This is a genomic window from Bradyrhizobium sp. cf659, assembly GCF_900113725.1.
GTDB lineage: Bacteria > Pseudomonadota > Alphaproteobacteria > Rhizobiales > Xanthobacteraceae > Bradyrhizobium.
Genome location: NZ_FOQJ01000006.1, coordinates 29203 through 53718 on the forward strand (window position 1 = coordinate 29203; position 24516 = coordinate 53718).

Annotated in this window: 28 protein-coding genes; 20 read left to right on the plus strand and 8 right to left on the minus strand. The window is 64.9% G+C overall.

The genetic code is table 11. From position 1 onward, the window contains the following. From BM118_RS24290 to BM118_RS24315, 6 genes are all read left to right on the plus strand, one after another. Window positions 1–1182, plus strand: coding sequence for an ABC transporter substrate-binding protein (locus BM118_RS24290; RefSeq protein ID WP_092188022.1), 1182 nt, complete (start codon window positions 1–3; stop codon window positions 1180–1182). 8 nt (window positions 1183–1190) lie between these two features. After that, complete coding sequence (locus BM118_RS24295) at window positions 1191–2159, plus strand: YVTN family beta-propeller repeat protein (RefSeq protein WP_177234682.1); 969 nt, start codon at window positions 1191–1193, stop codon at window positions 2157–2159. After that, complete coding sequence (locus BM118_RS24300; RefSeq protein ID WP_092188024.1) at window positions 2156–2965, plus strand: ABC transporter ATP-binding protein; 810 nt, start codon at window positions 2156–2158, stop codon at window positions 2963–2965. Before BM118_RS24295 ends, BM118_RS24300 begins: the two co-directional genes overlap by 4 nt. Continuing rightward, window positions 2962–3810, plus strand: a complete 849-nt coding sequence (locus tag BM118_RS24305) for an ABC transporter permease (RefSeq protein WP_092188026.1) — start codon at window positions 2962–2964, stop codon at window positions 3808–3810. The genes BM118_RS24300 and BM118_RS24305 overlap by 4 nt, the downstream gene beginning before the upstream one ends. Next, on the plus strand, window positions 3807–4421 hold the full coding sequence (locus BM118_RS24310) for a hypothetical protein (RefSeq protein WP_092188028.1): 615 nt from the start codon (window positions 3807–3809) through the stop codon (window positions 4419–4421). The genes BM118_RS24305 and BM118_RS24310 overlap by 4 nt, the downstream gene beginning before the upstream one ends. 136 nt (window positions 4422–4557) lie before the next feature. Further along, window positions 4558–4857 (plus strand): copper-binding protein, encoded by a 300-nt coding sequence (locus BM118_RS24315; protein ID WP_092188030.1) that lies wholly within the window; start codon window positions 4558–4560, stop codon window positions 4855–4857. Between the two features lie 327 nt (window positions 4858–5184). Here BM118_RS24315 and BM118_RS24320 read toward each other — a convergent pair whose 3' ends face one another. Both BM118_RS24320 and BM118_RS24325 read right to left on the minus strand, forming a co-directional pair. Next, window positions 5185–5742: a PQQ-dependent catabolism-associated CXXCW motif protein gene (locus BM118_RS24320; RefSeq protein ID WP_092188032.1), complete on the minus strand. Its 558-nt coding sequence runs from the start codon at window positions 5740–5742 to the stop codon at window positions 5185–5187. Continuing rightward, window positions 5739–6620 carry a substrate-binding domain-containing protein gene (locus BM118_RS24325; RefSeq protein ID WP_092188034.1) on the minus strand — a complete coding sequence of 294 codons (882 nt, stop codon included), beginning with the start codon at window positions 6618–6620 and terminating at the stop codon, window positions 5739–5741. Before BM118_RS24325 ends, BM118_RS24320 begins: the two co-directional genes overlap by 4 nt. A 127-nt stretch (window positions 6621–6747) precedes the next feature. Here BM118_RS24325 and BM118_RS24330 point away from each other — a divergent pair, with 127 nt between their 5' ends. After that, complete coding sequence (locus tag BM118_RS24330) at window positions 6748–7674, plus strand: quinoprotein relay system zinc metallohydrolase 2 (protein ID WP_092188036.1); 927 nt, start codon at window positions 6748–6750, stop codon at window positions 7672–7674. A 70-nt stretch (window positions 7675–7744) separates the two neighbouring features. Next, window positions 7745–8563, plus strand: a complete 819-nt coding sequence (locus BM118_RS24335) for a quinoprotein dehydrogenase-associated SoxYZ-like carrier (protein ID WP_092188038.1) — start codon at window positions 7745–7747, stop codon at window positions 8561–8563. Between the two features lie 183 nt (window positions 8564–8746). On the opposite strand, the gene BM118_RS24340 is transcribed toward BM118_RS24335, so the two are convergent. Then, complete coding sequence (locus BM118_RS24340) at window positions 8747–9106, minus strand: hypothetical protein (protein WP_177234649.1); 360 nt, start codon at window positions 9104–9106, stop codon at window positions 8747–8749. A gap of 86 nt (window positions 9107–9192) precedes the next feature. On the opposite strand from BM118_RS24340, the gene BM118_RS24345 reads away from it, so the two are divergent. The 5 genes from BM118_RS24345 to BM118_RS24365 are packed head-to-tail and all read left to right on the plus strand — an operon-like array spanning window position 9193 to window position 12859. Then, window positions 9193–10173: an ABC transporter substrate-binding protein gene (locus BM118_RS24345; RefSeq protein WP_177234650.1), complete on the plus strand. Its 981-nt coding sequence runs from the start codon at window positions 9193–9195 to the stop codon at window positions 10171–10173. Between the two features lies 1 nt (window position 10174). Then, window positions 10175–10912, plus strand: coding sequence for an ABC transporter permease (locus BM118_RS24350; protein WP_092188044.1), 738 nt, complete (start codon window positions 10175–10177; stop codon window positions 10910–10912). Further along, window positions 10902–11642, plus strand: a complete 741-nt coding sequence (locus BM118_RS24355; RefSeq protein ID WP_177234651.1) for an ABC transporter ATP-binding protein — start codon at window positions 10902–10904, stop codon at window positions 11640–11642. The genes BM118_RS24350 and BM118_RS24355 overlap by 11 nt, the downstream gene beginning before the upstream one ends. A 48-nt stretch (window positions 11643–11690) precedes the next feature. After that, on the plus strand, window positions 11691–12485 hold the full coding sequence (locus BM118_RS24360; protein ID WP_092188048.1) for a pentapeptide repeat-containing protein: 795 nt from the start codon (window positions 11691–11693) through the stop codon (window positions 12483–12485). 26 nt (window positions 12486–12511) lie between these two features. Next, a complete protein-coding gene (locus tag BM118_RS24365) occupies window positions 12512–12859 on the plus strand; it encodes a hypothetical protein (protein ID WP_092188050.1) in 348 nt (115 codons plus the stop codon). Between the two features lie 8 nt (window positions 12860–12867). Here the strand turns inward: BM118_RS24365 and BM118_RS24370 are convergent, their stop codons facing one another. The 4 genes from BM118_RS24370 to BM118_RS24385 all read right to left on the minus strand — a co-directional run bounded on the left by BM118_RS24370 (window position 12868) and on the right by BM118_RS24385 (window position 15024). Continuing rightward, a complete protein-coding gene (locus tag BM118_RS24370) occupies window positions 12868–13077 on the minus strand; it encodes a hypothetical protein (RefSeq protein WP_092188052.1) in 210 nt (69 codons plus the stop codon). Window positions 13078–13198: 121 nt separating this feature from the next. After that, the gene (locus tag BM118_RS24375; protein ID WP_244550225.1) at window positions 13199–14038 is read right to left on the minus strand and encodes a hypothetical protein; all 840 of its coding nucleotides are present in this window, start codon (window positions 14036–14038) and stop codon (window positions 13199–13201) included. Window positions 14039–14307: 269 nt separating this feature from the next. Next, window positions 14308–14388 (minus strand): pyrroloquinoline quinone precursor peptide PqqA, encoded by an 81-nt coding sequence (pqqA, locus tag BM118_RS24380; RefSeq protein ID WP_035663753.1) that lies wholly within the window; start codon window positions 14386–14388, stop codon window positions 14308–14310. Between the two features lie 243 nt (window positions 14389–14631). Continuing rightward, on the minus strand, window positions 14632–15024 hold the full coding sequence (locus BM118_RS24385) for an EF-hand domain-containing protein (protein ID WP_092188056.1): 393 nt from the start codon (window positions 15022–15024) through the stop codon (window positions 14632–14634). Window positions 15025–15344: 320 nt separating this feature from the next. On the opposite strand from BM118_RS24385, the gene BM118_RS24390 reads away from it, so the two are divergent. The 6 genes from BM118_RS24390 to BM118_RS24415 all read left to right on the plus strand — a co-directional run bounded on the left by BM118_RS24390 (window position 15345) and on the right by BM118_RS24415 (window position 21171). After that, a complete protein-coding gene (locus BM118_RS24390; protein WP_092188058.1) occupies window positions 15345–17009 on the plus strand; it encodes a methanol/ethanol family PQQ-dependent dehydrogenase in 1665 nt (554 codons plus the stop codon). A 10-nt stretch (window positions 17010–17019) separates the two neighbouring features. Beyond that, the gene (locus tag BM118_RS24395; RefSeq protein ID WP_092188060.1) at window positions 17020–17376 is read left to right on the plus strand and encodes a c-type cytochrome; all 357 of its coding nucleotides are present in this window, start codon (window positions 17020–17022) and stop codon (window positions 17374–17376) included. Further along, complete coding sequence (locus BM118_RS24400; RefSeq protein ID WP_092188062.1) at window positions 17373–18296, plus strand: substrate-binding periplasmic protein; 924 nt, start codon at window positions 17373–17375, stop codon at window positions 18294–18296. Before BM118_RS24395 ends, BM118_RS24400 begins: the two co-directional genes overlap by 4 nt. A 180-nt stretch (window positions 18297–18476) precedes the next feature. After that, window positions 18477–19478, plus strand: coding sequence for an FUSC family protein (locus tag BM118_RS24405; protein ID WP_244550226.1), 1002 nt, complete (start codon window positions 18477–18479; stop codon window positions 19476–19478). Between the two features lie 121 nt (window positions 19479–19599). Continuing rightward, a complete protein-coding gene (locus BM118_RS24410; protein WP_092188064.1) occupies window positions 19600–20601 on the plus strand; it encodes a Bug family tripartite tricarboxylate transporter substrate binding protein in 1002 nt (333 codons plus the stop codon). A 144-nt stretch (window positions 20602–20745) separates the two neighbouring features. After that, entirely contained in the window at window positions 20746–21171 is a 426-nt protein-coding gene (locus BM118_RS24415; RefSeq protein WP_092188066.1) for a hypothetical protein, read from the plus strand. A 39-nt stretch (window positions 21172–21210) separates the two neighbouring features. Here the strand turns inward: BM118_RS24415 and BM118_RS24420 are convergent, their stop codons facing one another. Continuing rightward, window positions 21211–22179, minus strand: a complete 969-nt coding sequence (locus tag BM118_RS24420; protein ID WP_092188068.1) for a helix-turn-helix domain-containing protein — start codon at window positions 22177–22179, stop codon at window positions 21211–21213. A gap of 515 nt (window positions 22180–22694) precedes the next feature. Between BM118_RS24420 and xoxF5 the strand changes: the two genes are divergently transcribed. After that, window positions 22695–24503 carry a lanthanide-dependent methanol dehydrogenase XoxF5 gene (gene xoxF5, locus BM118_RS24425; RefSeq protein WP_092188070.1) on the plus strand — a complete coding sequence of 603 codons (1809 nt, stop codon included), beginning with the start codon at window positions 22695–22697 and terminating at the stop codon, window positions 24501–24503. Window positions 24504–24516: the final 13 nt, after the last annotated feature.

Here is a 24516-nt window from a genome sequence, read left to right on the forward strand (position 1 = left end):
ATGATCCGATGGTTGGTCGGCCTGATCGGCCTGGGTCTTGCTGCGACGAGCGCGTCCGCGGCCGACCCTGTCACGATCGGCGTCGGCTATCTCGGAATCGCCGGCACCAGATCGACGCTGTCGCTGGTCGAGCAGCCCGCGGAGAATGACGGCGTCGCCGGCGCGCGCCTCGCCATCGAGGACAACAATACCACCGGCAAATTCCTGGGCCAGCGCTTTGCGCTGGAGGAGCGCCGCATCAAGGAAGGCGAGGACGTGGTGCAGGCCGCGACCGGGCTCGCCGAGAAGAACGGTTTCATCATCGCCGACCTGCCGGCGGATGCGCTGCTGAAGGTGGCCGACGCCCTGCGCGAGCGCGGCACGCTGCTGTTCAACGCGGGAGCGATCGACGAGCGGCTGCGCGAGGCCGATTGCCGCGCCAATGTCATCCACACCGCGCCGACGCGCGCGATGCTGGCCGATGCGCTCGGCCAGTATCTGGTGTGGAAGCAGTGGAAGCGCTGGCTGCTCGTGGTCGGCTCGCACGACGAGGACAAGCTGTTCGCCGATGCGCTGAGGCGCACCGCGACGCGGTTCGGCGCCAAGATCGTGCAGGAGCGCATGTTTGAAGACGCCGGCGGTGCGCGCCGCACCGACTCGGGCGTGACGCTGATCCAGCGCCAGATGCCGGTGTTCACGCAGCAGGCCCCCGCCTATGACGTGCTGGTCGCCGCCGACGAGAGCGAGGTGTTCGGCGCCTACCTGCCCTATCGCACCTGGGATCCGCGGCCCGTGGCGGGTTCGGCGGGCCTCGTGCCGCGCAGCTGGGACGCCGCGCAGGACCAGTGGGGCGCGATCCAGATGCAGAACCGCTTCATCAAGCTGAATTCGCGGCGGATGACGGCGCTCGACATGCAGGCCTGGACCGCGGCGCGCATGATCGGGGAAGCCACCTCGCGCACCAATTCCGGCGATGTGAAAAAGGTCGCCGATTTCATCAAGGGGCCGGATTTCTCCGTCGCCGCCTTCAAGGGCACGCGGCTGACCCTGCGTGACTGGAATCTCCAGCTGCGCCAGCCGATCCTGCTGGTCGACGGCCGCATGGTGGTCTCGGTCTCGCCGCAGGAAGGTTTTCTGCACCAGGTCTCCGAGCTCGACACGCTCGGCTATGACCGTCCGGAGAGCAAATGCAAACTGAAGTGAGGACGCAGATGTCGCGCATGTGGCGTGTTGGGCTTCTCTCCGGACTGGCGCTTGCGGCGGCGCCCGCGCATGCCTTCATCGCCTATGTCTCGAACGAGAAGAGCAACACGGTCTCGGTGATCGACACCGACAGCTGGACGGTGACCAAGACCATCAAGGTCGGCCAGCGCCCGCGCGGCATCGACTTCACCCGCGACGGCAAGTTCGTGATGGTCGCGGTCGGCGACGACGACACCATCCAGGTGATCGACGCCAAGACGCAAAGCATCGTGGACAGCCTGCCCTCCGGCCCCGACCCTGAATTGTTCGCCCAGGATGCCGCCGGCAAGATCCTCTATGTCGCCAACGAGAACGACAACACCGTGACCGTGATCGATCTCGAAAAGCGCGCCCGCCTCGGCGACATCCAGGTCGGCGTCGAGCCCGAGGGCATGACCATCAGCCCCGACGGCAAGATGCTGATCAACACGTCCGAGACGACCAACATGGCGCATTTCATCGACACCGCCTCGCGCCAGATCGTCGCCAACGTGCTGGTCGACGCGCGGCCGCGCTTTGCCGAATTCAAGCACGACGCGACCGAATTGTGGGTGTCCTCGGAGATCGGCGGCACGGTCTCGATCATCGATCCCAGGAAGCACGAGGTGATCGGCAAGGTCACGTTCGAGATTCCGGGCCTGCGGAAGGAGGCCATCCAGCCGGTCGGCATCGGCATGACCAGGGACGACAAGACCGCCTTCGTCGCACTCGGTCCCGCCAACCGTATCGCCGTGGTCGACGTCGCCTCGCGCAAGGTGACGAAATACCTGCTGGTCGGGCAGCGGGTCTGGCACATGGCGTTCACGCCGGACGAAAAATATCTGCTCACCACCAACGGCGTGTCGAACGATGTTTCCGTGATCGACGTCGCCGCGCAAAAGGTGATCAAGACCATTCAGGTGGGCGAGCTGCCCTGGGGCATCACGATCGCGCCATGACCAGTCCCGCCCCCATCGCCGAGCCACGCGGGAGCGCGCCGAAGCCTGAAACGGCGGCGGTGCCGGCGCTGTCGATCGACGGCGTCAGCCATGCCTATGGTCCGCGGCGGGCGCTGATGGACGTCTCCTTCAACGTGCAGCCCGCGAGCTTCACCGCGCTGCTCGGCCTCAACGGTGCCGGCAAGAGCACGCTGTTCTCGCTCATCACGCGGCTGTTCGGCATCCAGTCCGGCCGCGTCCGCATCTTCGGTCACGACGTCAGCAAGAGTCCCGGCGAGGCGCTGCGGCTGCTCGGCGTCGTGTTTCAGCCGCGCACGCTCGATCTCGATCTGTCGCTGACGCAGAACCTGCTCTATCACGCAGCATTGCACGGCATCAGCCGCCGCGAGGCCGCCGCGCGCAGCGCCGAGCTGCTCGGCCGCATCGGCCTCTCCGAGCGCGCCGGCAGCAAGGTGCGCGATCTCTCCGGCGGCCAGATGCGGCGGCTCGAGATCGCACGCGCGCTGCTGCACCGGCCGCGCCTGTTGCTGCTGGACGAGCCGACCGTCGGCCTCGACGTCAAGGCGCGCGCCGACATCATCAGCCACGTCCGTCAGCTCGTCACCGAGCAAGGCATCGGCGTGCTCTGGGCCACGCATCTGTTCGACGAGATCATGGCCGGCGACGACCTCGTGGTGCTGCACCAGGGCAAGGTGCTGGCGCAGGGGCCGATGAGCCGCGTCGTCACCGAAGCCGGCGCGCAGGACGTCAACTCCGCCTTCATGCGCCTGACCGGCGCGCAAACCATGCCGGGAGGCGGCGCATGAGCAGCATCACCACCCGCGAGGTGCCGCGCGGCTTCTCGTTCGCCGAGTACATGACCTGCCTCACCGGCATCGTCTGGCGCGAGGGTCTGCGCTTCCTGCATCAGCGCGAGCGCTTCGTCTCGGCGCTGGTGCGCCCCTTGGTGTGGCTGTTCATCTTCGCCGCCGGCTTCCGCCAGGTGCTCGGCATCTCCATCATCCCGCCCTACGAGACCTACATCCTCTACGAGGTCTATATCGCACCGGGGCTGATGGCGATGATCCAGCTCTTCAACGGCATGCAGTCCTCGCTCTCGATGGTCTATGACCGCGAGATGGGCAATATGCGCACGCTGCTGGTGAGCCCGCTGCCGCGCGGCTTCCTGCTGTTCTGCAAGCTGCTCGCGGGCACCGCGGTGTCGCTGCTCCAGGTCTATGCGTTCCTCCTGATCGCCTGGTTCTGGGACATCACCCCGCCATCATCCGGCTATCTCACCGTGCTGCCCGCGCTGATCCTGTCCGGACTGATGCTGGGCTCGCTCGGCATGCTGATCTCCTCCGGCATCAAGCAGCTGGAAAACTTCGCCGGCGTGATGAACTTCGTGATCTTCCCGATGTTCTTTGCATCGTCGGCGCTCTACCCGCTCTGGCGGGTGCAGGAGGGCAGCCCTTATCTGTACTATCTCTGCGAGGCCAATCCGTTCACCCATGCGGTCGAGCTGATCCGTTTCGCGCTGTACGGACAGGTCAACTGGATCTCGCTGGCGGTGGTTGCGACCTGCACAATCGTCTTCATGATCGGTGCGATTCTGGCCTATGATCCCTCGCGCGGGCTGGCGCGACGGGGCCCTGCGGGAGGCGAAGGATGAAGGTTCGGATCGTGACCATGGCCGTTCTGGCGCTCGCCGCCACGGGCACGGCCGCGCGCGCGGCCGATCCGCGCTATCCGGACTGGCCGTGCACCCAGGCAAAAGTGCCGGAGATCTCGCTCGCCGCCGTCTGGGCTGGGCCTGCGCTCGACGATGTCCAGACCAAGTGGAAGGACGATGCCAAGGTCAGCGCGCTGGTCTCGAAACTGTCGGCGCGCAAGACGCCGCTGGACGAGGCCGAGAAATCGGTGAAGGAATTCCTGGCCGGCTCCGCCACTGACAAGACCACGAACGCAAAGCTCCTCTTCGCCGGCCTGTTCGAGACCCTGAACGCCCAGCGCGCCCAGGTCATGGTCGGGCTCGAACGTGTCAGCCGCAAGCAGCGCGACGCCGCCGACAAGATCCGCGACGAGACGCTGGCGCTCCAGGCCCTCCAGTCGGCGACACCGCGCGACGAGGCCAAGGTCGAGGCGCTCAGCAACGAGCTGATCTGGAAGACGCGCATTTTCGAGGACCGCCACAAGGTGGTGCGGTTCGTGTGCGAGGTTCCGACCTCGATCGACCAGCGCCTGTTCGCGCTCGGCCGCGTGATCCAGCAGGAAATGGAATAGCGTCAACCTCGCTGACGGCTCCATAGAAGTTCCCGCGATCTCATTGCAACTATTAACCTTTGCCGCGCTATCTGCCGGAACCAAATCGCTCTAGGATGTCTTGTCGATGTGAATCTCGAAATGCCGGGAGGCCTCGATGGGAACCACCAGATTTATCCTCGCAGGCGCTGCGGTCCTCAGCATGCTCGCATCCAGCGCTTTTGCTGACGACATGACCGGAATGGTCACCAGGATCGACCGTCTCAACGGCACGATCTCGATCCAGCAGACGCAGAAGGGAACCGTCGGCGGCAGCGCAGGCGGCGCCGGCACGCTCCAGGAGTACAAGACCAAGGACGCCGCGATGCTGGACGCCGTCCATGCCGGCGACAGGGTGAGCTACTCTGCGACCGACAATAACGGCACCGGGACGCTGACGAAGTTGCAGAAGCAGTAATGTCACCTTCACCTCTCCCCGCTTGCGGGGAGAGGTCGGATTGCATCGAAGATGCAATCCGGGTGAGGGGGAGCCTCCGCGAGTCCGTCCAGTCGACGGACGCGACGCTCCATCCACGCCGTCATTGCGAGCGGAGCGAAGCAATCCAGAGTCCCTCCGCGGAAACATTCTGGATTGCTTCGCTCCGCTCGCAATGACGAGGAGGAGGTACGTCTCTCTCTCCCTCTCTCTCTGACACCACTCCCGCGGAGACTCCCCCTCACCCCAACCCTCTCAGCGCGAGCGAAGCTCGTCGCGCCCCCGCAAGCGGGGCGAGGGAGAACACCTTCATTGATCCGGCCGCGGCTCCGGCTGCGCTTCTTCGGTCGGCAATGCCGCGCGCTCCCAGCCGTCGGTGCCATCAGGATACCAGGTGATGTTGGAATAGCCGTAAGCCAATGCACGCTTGGCGGCGTTCCACGACATCCAGCAGTCGGCCAGGCAATAGATCACGAGCAGCGCCGCCTTGTCGCCGCGCGACGCTTGCGCGAGGCCGCGCTGCAAATAATCGTCCATGGCTGCCGGCAAATTCCCGTAGCCGGTATCCGGCAGCCACAGGCTGCCGGGAATGTTTCTGCGCGGCGCATCGCGCCAGACGGTGCCTTCGGGAAGATTCTTCGGCTTCGGCGCGCGCGGCATCACGTCGATGAACACGCCGCTCTTCGCGCGCCAGATCGTCTCGGCTTCGGCTGTGGTGAGCACGCGCGCGCCGTCAAGCGTCGCCGGCACCGGCGCGCGGTAATTGTCGGTGCGGTAGCCCTCAGGCTCGAACGGCTCCTGCTGCTGCGCCCATGCCGGCGCCGCCAGAACGGCGGCGACCAGCGCGGCGGCAACGCGCCGCCTCATGGCGCCTTCTTGGCCGTCTCCGCGCCGAGCGGCCGGTCGCTCTCGTCCAGCAAGGGAACGCCGAAGTCGAGCAGGATCTTGTTGATCTCGCCCTGGTTCTCCTGGATCAGCTTGTTGAGCTGCCGCTTCCAGTTCTGGTCGGCGGGACGCACGCCCATGCCGATGCGATAGACCAGCTTCGGACCGGTGGTTTCCTTCACCAGCGGCGTGACATGGAGCGAGCCGGCCTTCTTGGCATAGAAGCCCGCCATCGGTCCCCACAGCACGCCGGCGTCGATCTTGCCGGCCGAGAGGTCATCGATCATCGCCTGCGCGGAATTGTCGAAGCGCGTGTCGATCATCAGCGGATAGGGTTTTGCGTCGCCCATCAGGCCGGCGATCGCCATGTTGGTCGCCGGCGGCGTGCCGGCGACGATGCCGACATGCTTGCCCTTCAACTTCGGGTCCTCAATCGTGTCGACCTCATCGAGCCCGCTGCCGGCCTTTGCGACCAGCGCATAGGTCGTGCGGTAATAGGGATTGGTGCCCTGCACGAGGTCGTCGCCTTGCGGGAAGCCCATGATGACGTCGCAGCGATGCGCGCCCAGCGTCATCCGCACGAAGCCTGTGGCCTGCGGGAAGAAGACGTAGTCGAGCTTCTTCCCGAGCTTGTCGGCGAACAGCTCGGCGAGCTTGTTCTCGAACCCCTCGCCCTTCTCGTTGGAGAACGGCAGATTGCGCGGATCGGCGCAGACCCGCAGCACCTTCGGGTCGACCAGCTCGAACGAGAGGTCTCCGGTCTCGCTGGTCTGCGCCATGGCGACGTCGCCCAGCGCACAGGACGCAACCAGACCCCACAGCAAGAACAACCAGCGACGATGTCGTCCGGCCTCCGTCATCGCGCTTCCTCCTCGTTTTGTTTGAATGTTATCCATGCAACGCATGACGCGCCATGTTTTGCCAAACTTTGCTGGCTTCCCTTTGTTGCAGTGCAATGCAGCAAACCCTTTGAACTGAGGCGGAAAAGTGTCTCACATCGCTTCGAGGATCGCCGCCCTGACCCTGCTCGGGATAGCGACGCTAGCACGCACGGAAGCAGCCGAATTGCCTGTAAGCGAAGTCGCGCCGGGAATCTTCGTACACTCCGGGACCATCGCCCTGATGACGCGCGAGAACGAGGGCGACATCGCCAATGTCGGCTTCATCGTCGGCGCTGAGGCGGTCGCCGTGATCGACAGCGGCGGCAGCCTCCGCGAAGGCGAGGCGCTGCTGGCGGCCGTGCGGGCCCGCACCGAGAAGCCGATCCGCTACGTCATCAACACCCACGGACATCCCGACCATGTCTTCGGCAATGCGGCCTTCGTTGCAGAAGGAACCAGCTTCGTTGGCCACAGCAAGCTGCCGCAGGCACTGGCAACGCGCGGGCCTTACTATCTCGACAATTTCAGACGCATCATGGGCGGCGAGCTGATCGATCCCGTGAGGATCGTACCGCCTACCCTGCTCGTTTCGGACACGATGACGCTCGATCTTGGATCGCGCCGCCTGACCTTGCGGGCCTGGCCGGCCGCGCACAGCGACAACGATCTGACGGTGCTCGACGAGACGACCAGGACGCTGTTCACGGGCGACCTCGTCTTTCTCCGCCACATTCCGGTCATGGACGGCAGCATTCGCGGCTGGCTTGCCCTGCTCAGTGAGCTTGAAACGGTTCCGGCGGCCCGCGTCGTTCCAGGTCACGGCCCCGTGAGCGACTGGCCTGCGGCGCTCGCCGATGAACGACGCTATCTCACGGCGATGCTGTCCGACGTCCGCACACTCAACAAGAAGGGCGCGCCGATCCGAACCGCCGCGGACAAGGCAGCTGAATCGGAACGGACGCACTGGCAGCTGTTCGACGACTACAATGCCCGCAACGCAACCGCAGCATTTTCAGAAATTGAATGGGAGTAGCGGGCGCGCTACGCTGTGCCAGGATCAGCTTCGCGGACCCTGACTGCTTCGTCCGCACGGGATCACGACCATGACGGGATGCATACGCCGCCTGCCCCTGATCGCCCTCCTCCTGGGCGTCGCCTTCGCCGTGCCGGCGCAGGCCGAAGAGGCCTACGATCCCTGGCCGGGCCTGGTGCAGGACATCTTCAGCAACCGTCCGATGAACGACGGCGCCGCCGTGATCGGCATCGAGATGCCGTATCGCGCCGAGGACGCGGCCATCGTGCCGGTGACCCTGCGCAGCAAGCTCTCGCCGGGCGATGCCCGCCGCATCCGTTCGATCACGCTGGTCATCGACCGCAACCCGGCGCCGATGGCGGCGAAATTCGAGCTCGGGCCGGACGCCAATGTCAGCGAGATCTCCACGCGCGTGCGCGTCAACAACTACACCGACGTTCATGCGGTGGCCGAGCTCAGCGACGGCCAGCTCTACGTGTCGAAGACATATGTGAAGGCCTCCGGCGGCTGCTCCGCGCCGGCGGGAAAGAATCTCGAGGAAGCGAAGAACCGGCTTGGGCAGATGCGCTACCGGCAATTCGCGCGCGAGGACGCGCCGGCGAGCCGCGTCCGCGAGGCCCAGATCATGATCGGCCATCCCAACAATTCCGGCCTGCAAATGGACCAGATCACGCAGCTCTATATTCCCGCCTTCTTCGTCAACCAGTTGAAGCTGACGCAGGACGACAGCCCCGTGCTGTCGATGGAGGGTGGCATCTCGATCTCCGAAGATCCCAATCTGCGCTTCACCTACGTGTCGAACGGCGCGAAGCGCGTCCGCGCGGAAGCCAAGGACACGGATGGGCACGTGTTCCGCAATGAGTGGGATGTGGAGAAGCCGGGGACGTAAGGAACTATCTTACCCTCTCCCCCCTGTGGGAGAGGGTGGCTCGCCGCGATAGCGGCGAGACGGGTGAGGGGTTGCTTCCGCGCACACATCTCTCACGCCAGAATACGCTGATAGAACCCCTCATCCGGCGCTTCGCGCCACCTTCTCCCACAAGGGGAGAAGGGAAGGCAGCGACACAAGCGGTCAGAAGCACCTCACCTCGGCTTCCGCCTGCGCCCGCCTCAGATCATTCACCGCCGAATTCGACTGCTCTGAGGTGCGAAACTGGACGCCGAGATTGCCGCGGACCTGGGACATGCTGAGCGCGGTCTCGGCGGTGACGTAGCGCTCATAGGTGACGATCGAGGCGACCACGTCGATCGAGCAGGAACATTGCTCGATTGCGGCCCGCGTCTCGCCATTGGCCTTCATGCAGCCATAGACGTACTCCGCGCGCGCCGACGTCGGATAGTCGTTGGCCTCCTCGGCGCGCGCAGCGGACACGGCCGCCGCCAGCACCGCCAATGCGGCGACAATCGGTCGTAGCTGTCCCGCCAGATTCATGAGCGTCCTCCCGCTGGTTGCGACGAAAGCTATGCTATGCGTATTGTCCTGAAAAGCACTCCTTCGAGGAAACGGCTCACAAGGTGATGAGAGCACTTGGTCGAACATTGGCGCTCGCGGCAACGCTGGCGCTGACACAGGTCGCAAGCGTCCGCGCCGCGGATACCATCCGCCTTGCGGTGCAGAAGACCGGAACATTCTCCTGGGAGCTGGCCGCGATCCGGGCCGGTGGCCTCGACAAGGAGGCCGACCTGTCGCTGGAGGTCAGCGAGCTTGCGAGCCCCGAAGCCGGCAAGATCGCGCTGCGTGCGGGCAGCGCCGACATCATCCTGTCGGACTGGCTGTGGGTGTCGCGCGAGCGCGCCCTCGGCGCCAAGCTCACCTTCTACCCCTATTCCAGCGCACTCGGCGCGATAATGGTGCCCGCGGCCTCGCCGATCAAGACGCTCGCCGACCTCAAGGGCCGCAAGCTCGCCGTCGGTGGCGGCGCGATCGACAAGAGCTGGCTGCTGCTGCAGGCGCGGATGAAGCAGGACGGCATCGACCTGAAGTCGGAAGCGACCATCGTCTATGGCGCGCCGCCCTTGATCGCCGCCAAGGCGCTCGACGGCGAGATGGATGCCAGCCTCAATTTCTGGAATTTCTGCGCCCAGCTCGAGGCCAAGGGCTTTCGGCGCCTCGCCGGCATCGAGGACATCCTTCCCAAGCTGGGCGCCAAGGGAGCGGTCTCCGCGGTCGGCTATGTCTTCGACGAAGGCTGGGCGGCAAGCCATCGCGAGGCGGTGGCGCGCTTCATCGCCATGACCCGCAAGGCCAAACAATTGCTGGTCACCTCCGATGCGGCCTGGGAGAAGATCGCGCCGCTCACCGGCACGAGCGATGCCGCCATGCTCAAGACCTACCGTGACCGTTATCGCGACGGCATTCCGCGCCGGAGCATCGCTGACGAGGAGACGGATGCGCGCGTGCTCTACCGCGTACTGGCCGAGACCGGCGGACGCGACCTGGTCGGGCCGGCGGCCGAGCTCGATCCCGGCACCTTCTATCACGCAGTCCCCGGAGACTGAGGTGCTGCGCCTTCTCTCGTTTTCCCTGTTCCTCGCGACCTGGTGGATTGCAGCGCTGTTCGTCGGCGGCGCAAAGCTGCCCTCCCCGCCTGCCGTGCTCAACGTCATCATCGCGGAAGCCTCGAGCGGCGCCCTGTTCCTGCATCTCGGCGCCACGCTGGCCCGCGTCGCGCTCGCCTTCGTGCTGGCGATGTCGCTCGGCAGCGCCATCGGCTACCTGATGGGACGGGTGAAGCTCGCCGACCGGCTCGGCGATCCCTGGCTGATCCTGCTGCTCAACCTGCCGGCGCTGGTCGTGATCGTGCTCGCCTATATCTGGGCCGGTCTGACCGAGGCAGCCGCGATCGCCGCAATCGCCATCAACAAGCTGCCGACCGCCATCGTCACCTTGCGCGAGGGCACACGCGCGCTCGACCGCTCGCTGGACGAGATGGCCAGAGTGTTCGCGATGCCGCGCTGGCGCGCCTTCCGCCATGTCGTGCTGCCGCAGCTTGCGCCCTATATCGCAGCCTCGGCCCGCTCCGGGTTGTCGCTGGTGTGGAAGATCGTGCTGGTCGCCGAGCTCCTGGGACGGCCGAACGGCGTCGGCTTCGAGATCGGGGTCGCGTTCCAGTTGTTCGACACGCCGCGGCTGCTCGCCTACTCGCTGACATTCGCGGCCGTCGTGCTCGTGATCGAGACGGTGCTGGTGCAGCCGTTCGAGGCCCGTGCAACAAGGTGGCGGCCCCGTGCGGCTTGAGGTCGATATCACAGGCAAAGCGTTCAAGAACGCGGCGGGCGGGACGCAGGAGGTGCTGGCGCCGATCAAGTTCGCGCTTCAATCCGGCGAGGTCGGCGTGCTGATCGGCCCGTCCGGCTGCGGCAAGAGCACGATGCTGCGCATCCTCCTCGGCCTCGACCGCGACTTTCACGGGACCATCGCGCGGCCACCGGAGGCACGGATCGGCATGGTGTTCCAGGAACCGCGGCTGCTGCCGTGGCGCTCGGTCGAGCAGAATGTGCGGTTGGCTGCGCCCGGCATCTCCGATGCGAAGCTGTCGGAGCTGTTCAGGATCCTGGAGCTGGAGGCGCACCGCAGCCACTTTCCCGGCGAATTGTCGCTGGGCCTTGCCCGGCGCGTCGCGCTCGCCCGCGCCTTCGCGGTCGAGCCCGATCTGCTCGTGCTCGACGAGCCCCTCGCCTCGCTCGACGACGCGCTGGCCGGCCGCCTGCGCGACGAGATCGCGACGCTGGTGGCAAGCCGCCCCGTGATGACGCTGCTCGTGACGCACAGTATCGACGACGCGGTGCGCCTCGGCGACCGCCTGTTCTTCCTGTCGCCGCGCCCGGCGCGTATTCTGGCCGAGGTGCCCATCGGCATCCCGCGCGAGGCGCGCGGCGACGCCGCGATTGCGGCGATCAAGGCCGGGCTTGCGCGGCGAGTCCAGGATGAGCAGGACGGCGAACGCGCCGGGCGCGATGTCTCATAGGCAGCTGCGCGGCGCGTGTGCTAAACAGGCCGCAAGCGGAGCCTAACGATGAGACGAGCGGTTGCTCTGACGACGCTTGGCCTCGCACTCGTCGCGATGACGGCGAGCGCGCAGGACATGATGCGTGACGTCGACCTCACCTCGCCCGCGATGGTCTCCGCTGAAATGAGCCGGCAGGAGGTCGAGGCCGTGCTGGCCAAAGCGAGCGCCGACACGCCCGCCAACTTCACCGGCACGCGCCTGTCCGGGCTCGATCTCTCCGGGCTCGACCTTTCCAGGGCCGTGTTTCGCGCGGCACGGCTCAACAGGACAAAACTCGGCGGCGCCCGTCTTGATCGAGCAATCCTCGATCAGGCGTGGCTTCTCGACGCCGATCTCACGGGCGCGAGCCTGAGGGGCGCCAACCTGTTCGCCGCGCAGATGGCACGCGCTCACCTGGACGGCGCTGATCTAACCGGCGCGCGCATCGCAGCCGATCTCAGCGGCGCGAGCCTGGTCGGGGCCTCGATCGTCGACGCGAATCTCGGCGCCGACATGCGCAACCAGTCGATGGGATTGATGCGCGCCGTGCTGAGATCGGCCAATCTGGAACGGTTGAATGCGCGCAACGCCGACTTGTCGCGCGTCGATCTCGAGTTTGCCTCCCTCAGGGGAGCCGACCTGACCGGTGCGTCGCTCCGGCACGCCCAGCTCGGCGGCGCCGACCTGACCGGGGCGACCCTGATCGACACCGATTTCGAGGGCGCCGATCTCACCTCCGCCAGGCTGATTGCACCGATCGGCCTTGACCGCGCCAAGAATTTCGACAAGGCAAAGAACCGCGAGCGCCTGATCAGGCAATAACGGCGTCGACTGGGGAGGATGATTTGATGCGTTGGAGTCTGGTGTTGATCGCGTTGCTGGCATTTGCCGGCCAAGCCGCCGCGCAGAGCAAGGGCAAGGGCATCCGGCTCTGGAATCTGACGACGGAGACGATCTCCGGTTTTCAGCTCTCGCCCGCCGGCAAGACCGACTGGGGCCCGAACCAGTGCCTGAACGACAAGGACAAGGAAGTGGACCACGACGAGCGCTTGCGCATCACCGGCGTCGAGCCCGGCCGCTACGACGCCAAGGTCAGCTATCCCAATGCGCGGCAGTGCATCGTTCGCGACATCGAGATCAGGGCGGACGCGGTGTTCTCGATCGCCGACAAGGATCTGAAGGACTGCACCAAGTAACGCGCGGCTTACGCCTTGTCGTTCGGGTGCGGATATTCGCAGCGCCACCGCACCGCATGCCACTTCGGATGCTCGCCGACCCATTGCGCGATATAGGGCGGTGCGGCCATCGCGCATTGCCGCGGCGACCCCGCATAGTTGAACACCAGATGCTGTTCCTCGCAGGTCGCAGGCGAGAGCACCGCACATACAGTCACCACCAGGTCGATCGGGTTCATGCCGGAATCCTCTCGCAGGACGATGGAATTTAGCACGAAAGGTTACGTTTCAAGGAGAGGGAAGTTTCAAACGGACCGGGAGGTTCCCTCTCCCCGCAAGCGGGAGAGGCGAAGAGCGCGCCTAGAAATTCACCCCGAACACCAGCCGCGCCTGATGGCGCTCGAAATTGACGAGGTCGAGATTGGCGCCTGATCCGGCCGGACGGCCCCAGGCCTGCATGCTCCAGCTCAGGGTGAGGCGCGAGCGCTCGGAGAGCTGGAAATAGGCGGTCGGGCCGACGAACAGGGCCTGGCCCGAAAACTCGCCGAGGCCGATGCCCTCATATTGCCGGAAGTAGCGCAGCTCGCCGCCGAGCAGCATGTTGGGCCGCACCCGCACGAGGCCGGCGAAGGCCGCGCCGATCGTGGAGCTTTTCTCGGACAATCCCCCCACCTCGAAGCGCGCCCATTCCGGCTGATAGATCAGGTTGAGGGCGCCGATGGCGAAGTTCGGGATCAGTTCGCGGTCGAAGGCGAGCGTGAACTCGGTGCCGTACATCCGCCCCTTGGCGCCGCTGGTCTCGTCGATGCGGTCGCCGTGGAGCTCGGCGGCGACGGTCAGGCCAAACGGCGCGCGCTCGCGGTCGAGCAGGCGATAGCGCAGGTCGAGCGAGGCGCCCTGGAAATTGAATTGACGGCGATCGTCGATATCGGGGACGCCGGTGATGTCGTGCAAGCTTGCGGTGGCGCCGACCTCGATGCGGAAGTTCGGCAACGGCACCACCTCGATCTCGACTTCCTGCGCGAGGGCGCGATAGGTGCCGCCCTTGCCGAACCGCCCCGTGGTCTCGCTCTGGAATTCGCGCTCGCCGGGATTGCCGACATCGGTGCCGATCATGAAGCCGAAGATGTGCTCGGTGTCGAAGCCCTCTTCGGCGCTGACATAGGCCGGTGCAAGCGCGATCGTGCACGCAATCGCCACCCCAAATTTGCGAGCTCCGCCGTGCATCCCGTGTCCTGAAGGCCGCACCGCGTCAAAGCGGCAGCAGCGCTGACCGAGCGCCAGCGTAACACACTGCGGCAAGAGCACGACCGAGATTTTGGAGAGAGCGGGTCGAAGCCAGCGCAGGTGTGGCTTTTGAGGTGTGGCTTTGCATCAACGGCAAAGCGCGGGGCGCAGCCACGAGGGCGCCGAACACTGCCACGGCTTCGATGGCATTCGCCACCGAAGCCGCGGCAGGTTCGTCAGTCTTACTTGCGCGAAGCGCAGGCGTACATGTTGATTTCCATGCCGACCGACACTTCCACGATCTTCGGAGCTTTCCAAGCCATTCGGGGTCTCCCAAGGGATTGAGCGCGACATCGCGCGGGGCAAAACCTAGGGCTGCGTCAGATGCAGCGCAAGCCTGGAATCGCCGACAGAATGCACCTGCTGCGATTCTTCACACCCGACACTTCTCTCTCGGACAAGAGATGTTCACTCTCGGACAAAGGCGCACCTTGTGCGATGCACTGCCGCACTTTTTCGACATGCGCGCAATCCCGCCCTCGTCACATCTGTTCCGGCCGAGGCGCTCACCGCAACAGGCGCAGCAATGCGCGGCCGGCGCGCGAGTTCAGCTCCTTCGCATCCAGCGTTCCGTCCTTGTCCGGATTCGCGGCGTTGAAGCGCTGCTCCACCACGGACAGGTATTCGTCGAGCGTGAGAGTCCCGTCGCGGTCGGGATCGGCGGCGGCGAGTTCTTTCGCCGTCAGCCGTCCGCGCAATTCGCGCGCATCCAGCGTGCCATCGTGATCGGGATCGAGCTTGGCGAACAATGCAGTGGCCGCCTTCTTCACCTCGGCAAGGTCGAGCGTGCCGTCATTGTCGGTATCGAACATCTTGACGGCATTGCCGGAGGCCGACCAGGCCGGAGCGGACAGCATTGCAATCGCGAGCGCAAGCGCAACAGAGCGACGTGACATCATCGAAACCTCCAATAGAGCACCCCGATTCGAACGGGATCGAGACACCATAAATCCGCAAGCGCGCCGCCGGTTCAAGCCTGCAATTGCACCCTGCCCCGCCCACAACCGACGGGACCCGCCCCTGCACGCCGCTTCGTGGCGCGGAATTTCAGCAGCGTCTGTACGCAACTCGCGACATTGCCGAAAGGTTTACCCGAAGTAACCGGCCGCCGCGTCCAACATATCGGCAGCGAGCATTCGACTTTCGTATTGACGCGTTTTGCATTCCGGCGGAGTGTTGCTGTCGCAGCGTCAAAAGGCGCGCATATTGGGAGGAACGGATGAAACGCTTTGCGATGGCCGCGAGCCTCGTCATGCTTGCATCAACGTATGCAAACGCCCAGACCACCGAGCAGCTGGTCAAGGGTGCGACCGATACATCGAACGTTCTCAACTACGGGATGGGCTACAATCTCCAGCGCTTCTCGACCCTGAACCAGATCAACAAGGACACCGTCAAGAACCTCGTCCCGGTCTGGAACTACTCCTTCAACGACGATCGCAGCGAGGAATCGCAGCCGCTGGTGTACCAGGGCGTGATCTACGTGACCTCGCACAATGCGACCATGGCGGTCGACGCCAAGACCGGCAAGCAGATCTGGAAGAGCAAGATCGAGTATCCCGCCGAGACGCCACGCATCGTCTGCTGCGGCATCATCAACCGCGGCGCCGCGCTCTACGACGGCAAGGTGTTCCGCACCACCCTCGACGCCAACGTGATCGCGCTCGACGCCAAGGACGGCAAGGAACTGTGGCGGCAGAAGGCGGCCGACATCAAGGAAGGCTATTCGATGACGGTGGCCCCGCTGGTCGCCGACGGCGTCGTCATCACCGGCATCTCCGGCGCCGAGTTCGGCACCCGCGGCTTCATCGACGGCTGGGATCCGGCGACGGGCAAGCATCTCTGGCGCACCCATTCGATCCCCTCGCCCGACGAGCCCGGTGGCGACACCTGGAAGGGCGACACCTGGAAGCTCGGCGGCGGCTCGACCTGGATCACCGGCTCCTACGATCCCGAGCTGAACACGGTCTATTGGGGCATCGGCAATCCCGGCCCGTTCAACTCGGCGGTGCGCCCCGGCGACAACCTCTACACCTGCTCCGTGCTGGCGATGGATCCCAAGACCGGCAAGATCAAGTGGCACTACCAGTTCTCGCCGAACAATCCGTTCGACTATGACAGCGTGGCCGAGATGGTCCTCGCCGACATGAATGTCGAGGGCAAGCCGACCAAGGTGCTGATGGATGCCAACCGCAACGGCTTCTTCTACGTGCTCGACCGCACCAACGGAAAGCTGCTTGCGGCCAATCCTTACGTGAAGGTGAATTGGGCAACCGGCATCGACATGAAGACGGGCCGCCCCATCGAGACCGACGTTTCGAAGGACGCGCGCGAGGGCAAGAAGGTCACGGTCTATCCGTCGATCCTCGGCGGCAAGAACTGGGAGCCGATGTCGTTCAATCCGCAGACCGGCCTTGCCTACGCCAACACGCTCGCCTTCGGCGGCAGGTACAAGACCGAGCCCGTCACCTTCAAGCAGGGCGAATGGTATCTCGGCATGGACCTCACCGATCTCTGGGAATGGGGTGACGGCCCGCGCGGCCATCTGAAGGCGATCGATCCCATGACTGGCAAGGCCAAGTGGGAAGCGCCAAGCGACATCCCGCGCTTCTCGGGCGTGCTGTCGACCGCGGGCGGCGTCGTGTTCTCGGGCGCGTTGACCGGCGAGTTCGAAGCCTTCGACGCCGACACCGGCAAGAAGCTCTGGCAGTTCCAGACCGGCTCCGGCATCGAGGGGCAGCCGGTGACGTGGCAGCAGGACGGCGTGCAGTACGTTGCCGTCACCAGCGGCTATGGCGGCGTCTACTCGCTGTTCTCCGGCGACGAGCGGCTCGCCAAGGTGCCGCCCGGCGGCTCGCTGTGGGTCTTTGCAGTCAAGCGGTAACCACGGCACGATGCTGAAGGACGTAGCTCACAAGACGGTGGCGACCATCGCCACCGTCGCGGTGCTGACGGTCGCGCTTGCGGCGACCGTTCGTGCCGCGGACGACGCAGCCGGCAATCCCGTGCAGGCACAGATCGACCTTGGCAAGTCGACCTATGCTTCAAAGTGCTCGCACTGCCACGGTCCCAACATGATGAATTCCGGCACCATCACACCGGACCTGCGCGCCTTTCCCGACGACAAGACGCGCTTCGTCACCACCGTGAAGAACGGCAAGAACAACAAGATGCCGCCCTGGGGCGATATCCTCAGCGACGACGAGATCGGTGATCTCTGGGCCTTCATCGCGAGCCGGAGGAAGCCATGAGGCGCTGGCCCGCCGCCTGGAGCCTCGCCGCGATCCTCGCGGCCACGGCCGCGCACGCGGCCGATGATCCCTTGAATGTCTGTCTCGACGAGGACCGCCCGCCGCTCTCGGTGCATCACAAGGGCAAGGCGGATTCCGGCTTCGACGTGCTGCTGGCGCAGGCGATCGCAGAGCGGATGGGGCGACCGCTCAAGATCCAGTGGTTCGAGAGCAAGCTGGATGAAGATTCCAGCCCGCAGCTCGAGGCCAATGCGTTGCTCTCCGACGGACGCTGCTCGCTGGTCGGCGGCTATGCGCTGACGACGGATTCCCTCGTCAAGCCCGGCATGAAGACGGCGCGCCTGCCGGATTTCGCTGGCGCCACGCGCGAGGACCGGCGGCGCCGCGTCGCGCTCGGCGTGCTCGCGCCGAGCCAGCCTTATGTCTACTCACCAATGACGGTGGTGCTCGGGCCGAAGGCGAAGGGGCGCAAGATCGCCGACATCGGCGATCTTGCCGGACTTCGCCTCGCCATCGAGAGCGGATCGCTGGGCGATGCGATCCTGATGACCTTCGACAAGGGGCGCCTGATCGACAGCATCACGCATCTTGTCCCCGGCCGCGACGATCTCCTCGGCGCGCTGGCACGTGGCGACTACGACGCGACACTGATCGACCTCGGCCGCTTCGATGCCCATCGTGCCGCGCATCCGGATGCGCCGGTCACCGCGTCCGGCTACTATTATCCGATCGGCGCCAATCGCGGCTATGTCGGGCTCGCCGGCGATCCCGCATTGATCGGCGCCGTCAACAAGGCGCTGACCGAGCTCGCCGCTGAAGGCAAGATCGCCGAATTCGGCAAGCAGGCCGGTCTCACCTATTTGCCGCCGCGCGAGCCCGCGATCCTCGGCGATGTCTGGATGAAGATCATTCAGCGGTGATTCTGTTCGTCATTCCGGGGCGCCCGCAGGGCGAACCCGGAATCCATTTCTCCGCAGAGGATGCCGCCCGATGGATTCCGGGCCTGCGTGCTGCGCACGCATCCCGGAATGACGGCGGGCGTGGCTGACAGCGTCCCGCTTCGTATAATGCGGCCATTCATTCGGCCATTTGGTGAAGTCGTGAGTCCCTCTGCCGCCAACTTGCGCGATCTCCTCTCGCGGGAAATCAAGACCGGCGAGCTGCTGCGCGCGTTGATCGTCGTCGGTCCGATAGTGGCCGCCTATTTCATCGCGCGCGAGACGGCGCTGCTGAATCTGGGGCTGGTCGCGGTCTCGTTGCTCATTCCCGCGCTGAGGCTGCACCTGCCGCCAAAAGTGATCGCGTGGCACTATCTCGCCATCCTCGTCACCTTTGCCGCGCTTTTCCTTGCAGCGCCCGTCAAGCCGCTATTCGTGGTGCTGACGGCGCTTGCCGGCTTCCTTGCAGTGGCGGTGACCCGCTATGGCGAACATTTTCGCACGCTCGGCAATTGGGTGTTCATCCCCGCCGTCTATCTCGCCTGCGAGGTGCGGGAGGGTGTCAGCGCCTCGGAAGCCCTCCGCCATGCCGGCGTGATCATCGTCTCCTCTCCGATCGCACTGGCGCTCGTCTGCGCGATCCAGGTTTACGACCAGCGGCGAGGTGACGGTGGCGTGGCGACCTCGTTCGGACCGCCCGCGGCCGAATGGTATCTGCCCGCGGCGGCGACCGCCATGGCGGTGTTCGCCGCGGCGGCGCTGGTCGAGATGCTCGACCTCGCGCAGGGGCAATGGGTGATGTGGTCGGCTGCAAGCGTCGTGGTCGGCGATCTCTCGGCGTCCACCGGCAAGCTGAAGCAGCGGGCGATCGGCGCGCTCGTCGGCGTGCCACTCGGCTTCCTCGCCGGAATCGTGCTGCCGCAAAGCCGGATCGGCTATGCGCTCGCGGTTCTCGCCGCCACCCTCACGCTGATCTCGTTCTCCCGCTACATCGTCGGCTTCGGCCTGCGCTGCTTCTTCATTGCGCTCGCCGCCTCCTTCGCCGGCGGCGCCAGCGGGATCGCGGAGGAGCGCATCGCCAACGTGATGATCGGCGGCACGTTTGGCCTCATTGCGGTCGCCCTGACCGAGATCATCTGGCAACGGGTGATGCGAAAGGCCTGATTGCCCGGATGACGCGCGGATAGGCAGCGCCATACCTTCCAATGCGCCAATCTGTCTCGCCTGCCGCCCATGGCAGAGACGGCGTGATGCAGTAGGTTCGGCAAAAATCCGGGAGAGAATCATGTCCGCAAAACTCGATCGCCGCCATTTCGTCGCCGCCGGCGCCACTGCACTTGCGATGCCTTTCGTCGCGCGCAGCGCCTCGGCGCAGGGCACATCCCAGGGCAGCTGGCCGTCGCGGCAGATTCGCATGATCTGCAGCTACCCGGCCGGCGGACAGACCGACCTGCTCGCGCGCGCCTATGGCGAATTCATCTCCAAGCAAGTCGGCAAGACCGTCGTGATCGAGAACAAGCCCGGCGCCGCTGGCGCGATCGGCACGGCGGACGTTGCCCGCGCGGAGCCCGACGGCCACACCATCCTGTGCTCGATCTCGACCACCTACATCATGAACCGGGTGGTGATGAAGAATCCCGGCTACGACATGGACAAGGACCTGACGCTCGTCAGCGTCATTCCGGGCGCCGGCCTGCTGCTGGTCGCGAACCCCAAGACCGGCGTCAAGACGCTGGAGGATTTCGTCGCGTTCGCGCGCAAGAGCGGCAAGGTGAACTTCGGCACCTACAGCTCGGGCTCGTCCCCGCACATGACGATCAACGAGCTCAACAAGCAGTATGGCCTCAACATCGAGCCGGTCCATTACCGCGGCGAAGCGCCGATGTGGACGGGCATGCTGGAAGGCACGCTCGATGCCGCGATGGGCAGTTACACGGCCGCGCAATCCGTCCTGCAAAGTGACCGCGGCACCGTGTTCGCGGTGCATTCGAAGAAGGTGGACGCGATTCCCACCGTCAAGACCCTTCCCGAGCAGGGCGCGACGTCAAGATTCTTCACCGTCAGCGGATTCACCGGCTGGGCGGTGCCGAAGGCAACGCCGCAGCCGGTGGTCGACCGCCTGGCCGAGCTCTGCGTCGCCGCCAACAACGATCCGAAGGTGAAGGAGGTGCTCGCGACCTTCGTGCTCGAACCGGCGATCGGCTTCAAGGAGACCAATGCGCTGTATCAGCGCGAGCTGCCGATCTGGATCGAGAGCGCGCAGTCGCTGGGCCTCGAACCGGCCTGAACCGCAAGCCATGGCGCGGCGCGCCGGGTGCTCCCTTCGCGGCCCGGCGTCCGACCAAAGCCTAGTGTCGGAAGCGCATTTTCCCGCTATGATTGTGCACGCTGCCGGAAGCCCTCACCGGGGCCGACAAGAAGGGCCGATCGTATGACACCGGATGGAGTCGCAGTTGCCGTTATGGTCATCCTGCTCTTTCCGATGGGCTATTTCACCCTGGCCTCGCCCGCCTTCCTGCTGGTGAAGCTCGACATCCAGCCGGTCGCCCAGTTGCTGCGCGGAATGTTCAACGTCCATTTTCTGGTGATGCGCGTTGCCGGGGTCATCGGAACGGTGGCTTTCCTCCTCGACGGTCGCCCGCTCGCCGCACTGGGCGCCGGCATGATCGCAGCCCTGGCAATCTGGGGACGCCGCCGGTTCATGCAGCGGCTGGATGACCAGCTCAGCGCGAGTGACGCGGGCGATACCGAGGCTCCGCGGCGGCTGCGCCGGCTGCACTGGAGCGGGATGCTGTGCAACGCGGTCCTGCTCGCCGCCCTGCTGGCCAGCATTCCCTATATTGCCACGTCGGCGTAAAGCGCATTGGCGACCCGCCGGGAGCTTCCCGGCGTGCGCCTAATGCTCGTTCGCGGCCGCGGCGCTCTGCTGCCCCTTGTGAATCGAGGACGGCACCACGCCGAAATATTTCCGGAACACGCGGCTGAAATGCGACGAGCTGGAGAAGCCCCAGGAGAACGCGACGTCGGTGATGGTCTTGCCGGCGTGGGCCTCGAGCTCCTGGCGGCAGTTCTGCAAACGGGCCTGCCAGATGTAGTCGCTCACCGTGGTGCCGCGCTCGGAGAACAGCATGTGCAGATAGCGCTTGGAGCAGCCGAGCTCGGCGGAGATCTGGTCGATGCACAGATCCGGATCGCGCAGATGCTCGCGGATGAAGAACTGCGCCCGCACATACATCGCCTCGGGCCCGACCCGATCGAACATCGTGTCGGCTTCGCGCAGCGGCAGCAGCAAGAGGTCGATCAGCGAATCGGCGACGCCGACCGCGCTGTTCGCCGACAGCTTGGCCGCCTCGTCGAAGGTCGCGTGGACGAAATCGTGGGCGATCCGTCCCGTACCCGTCTTCGCCGACAATTTGCAGGCCGGCATCCGCTGCGACGGGAAGCCGCGGTCGCGCAGCAGCGCCTTCGGCACGATCACCACGTCGTGACGCGTGAAGGCGGGGCTGATGATCGAATGCGGGCAGGAGACGTCATAGGCGATGATGTCGCCCGGATTCAATTCGATGTGGCGACCTTCCTGCTCGAAATAGGACACGCCGTAGGTCTGGAAGTGGATCTTGATGTACGGGTGCTCGTTGGCCTTGGCGCGCGCGAGCGTGTGCGCGATGCGATGCTGGCTGACCTCGATCTGGCACAGCTTCAGGCGCGAGACCGAGGTGTAGTCGATGCGGCCTTCGAGCGAGGAGGCCTCCAGCGGATCGACGTCGAAATACCCACACAGGCTTGTCAGCCCGTCGATCCAGCTCTGGATCTGGCGCTTCGGCGTCATTCCAGTCGTCGAGAGCGTATGAATTGTGTCGGACATTAATCCAGCCACTGGTTTGATTCGGAAATTCGACGCGAATCGCGACCAGCGCTGCCGGAGCCCTCAGCCGAGATTGCGTGACGTTTACCTCGAATATGAGCGGTCTTTTGCAACGAGCGCCATCGTTTCATTGCCACCCTTGAAAGTTAATCCTCCGCCTTAGTTGCAGCGCCGTCAAGGGGAACCTGAGCGCTGAACGTGATCCCGACGCGGTGCAGAAGCCGCTGAATTCGCTACTGCAAAATCAAAATCTTCGCGTCCGTGCGCTGTCAAGCAAACCGGCTTCTCTCTTGGGCAAGTTTCCCGTTGACGAAGTCGTTAGGGATTGCGGCAGGAACAACAAGAACGGGCCGCTCCTGCACGTGGACCCGTGGCTCTCATCAGGAGGAGGAAACACCGCAACATCGTTTCTGGTCCCAATCGTGACCGCCCTGCACGAGCAGACGCCGGAGGAGAAGCCCGGTGATTGAGCAACGCTTCGGAAACAATAAACGATACCAACGGAGGAAATGACTATGCGCAAGGTGCTACTGGCGACCTATCTTGGCTCCGCGGCGGCTCTCGCCGTCGGCAGCGCTTCAGCCAATGACGAGCTGATCAAGATGTCGCAGAACCCGAAAGACTGGGTGATGCCGGCGGGCGACTACGCCAATACCCGGTATTCCAAGCTGAACCAGATCAACGCACAAAACGTGGGCAAGCTCCAGGTCGCCTGGACCTTCTCGACCGGCGTGCTGCGCGGCCACGAAGGCGGCCCGCTGATCATCGGCAACATGATGTACGTCCATACGCCGTTCCCGAACAAGGTCTACGCTATTGACCTTTCCAACGAGAACAAGATCGTTTGGAAGTACGAGCCCAAGCAGGATCCGAACGTCATCCCGGTGATGTGCTGCGACACGGTCAACCGCGGCCTGTCCTATGGCGACGGCAAGATCATCCTGCATCAGGCCGACACCAACCTCGTCGCGCTCGACGCCAAGACCGGCCAGGTGGCTTGGTCGGCGACGAACGGCGATCCGAGCAAGGGCCAGACCGGCACCTCGGCGGCGCTGGTCGTCAAGGACAAGGTCCTGGTCGGCATCTCCGGCGGCGAATTCGGCGTGCAGTGCCACGTCACCGCTTACGATCTCAAGAGCGGCAAGCAGGTCTGGCGCGCCTTCTCCGAAGGTCCGGACGACCAGATCAAGGTCGACCCGGCCAAGACGACGTCGCTCGGCAAGCCGGTTGGAGCCGACTCCTCGCTGAAGACCTGGCAAGGCGATCAGTGGAAGATCGGCGGCGGCTGCACCTGGGGCTGGATGTCCTACGATCCGGCTCTGAACCTCGTCTATTACGGGTCCGGCAACCCCTCGACCTGGAATCCGAAGCAGCGTCCGGGCGACAACAAATGGTCGATGACCGTCTTCGCGCGCGACGCGGATTCCGGCACGGCCAAGTGGGTCTATCAGATGACGCCCCATGACGAGTGGGACTATGACGGCGTCAACGAGATGATCCTCTCGGATCAGCAGATCAACGGCCAGCCGCGCAAGCTGCTGACGCATTTCGACCGCAACGGCCTCGCCTACACCATGGACCGTGAGAACGGCGAACTGCTGGTTGCCGAAAAATACGATCCGAAGGTGAACTGGACCTCCGGCGTCGACATGGACAAGAACTCGCCGACCTACGGCCGTCCGAAGGTGCTCGACGCAGCTTCGACCGACAAGGCCGGCGAAGACCACAACGTGAAGGGCATCTGCCCGGCCGCGCTCGGTACCAAGGACGAGCAGCCGGCAGCCTACTCGCCGGACACGCAACTGTTCTACGTTCCGACCAACCACGTCTGCATGGACTACGAGCCGTTCAAGGTGAGCTACACCGCGGGCCAGCCCTATGTGGGTGCGACGCTCTCGATGTATCCGCCGCAGGGTGAAAGCCACATGGGCAACTTCATCGCCTGGGACGGCAAGACCGGCAAGATCGTCTGGTCGAACAAGGAGCAGTTCTCGGTCTGGTCGGGTGCGCTCGCAACCGCCGGCGGCGTGGTGTTCTACGGCACGCTCGAAGGCTACCTGAAGGCGGTCGACGCCAAGTCCGGCAAGGAGCTCTACAAGTTCAAGACTCCCTCCGGCATCATCGGCAACGTCACGACCTATGAGAACGGCGGCAAGCAGTACGTCGCAGTGCTCTCGGGCGTCGGCGGATGGGCCGGCATCGGTCTCGCCGCAGGCCTGACCGATCCGACCGCCGGTCTCGGCGCGGTCGGTGGCTACGCAGCCCTCAGCAACTACACGGCACTCGGCGGTACGCTGACCGTGTTCTCGCTGCCGACGAACTAGCCTCAACTCCGTA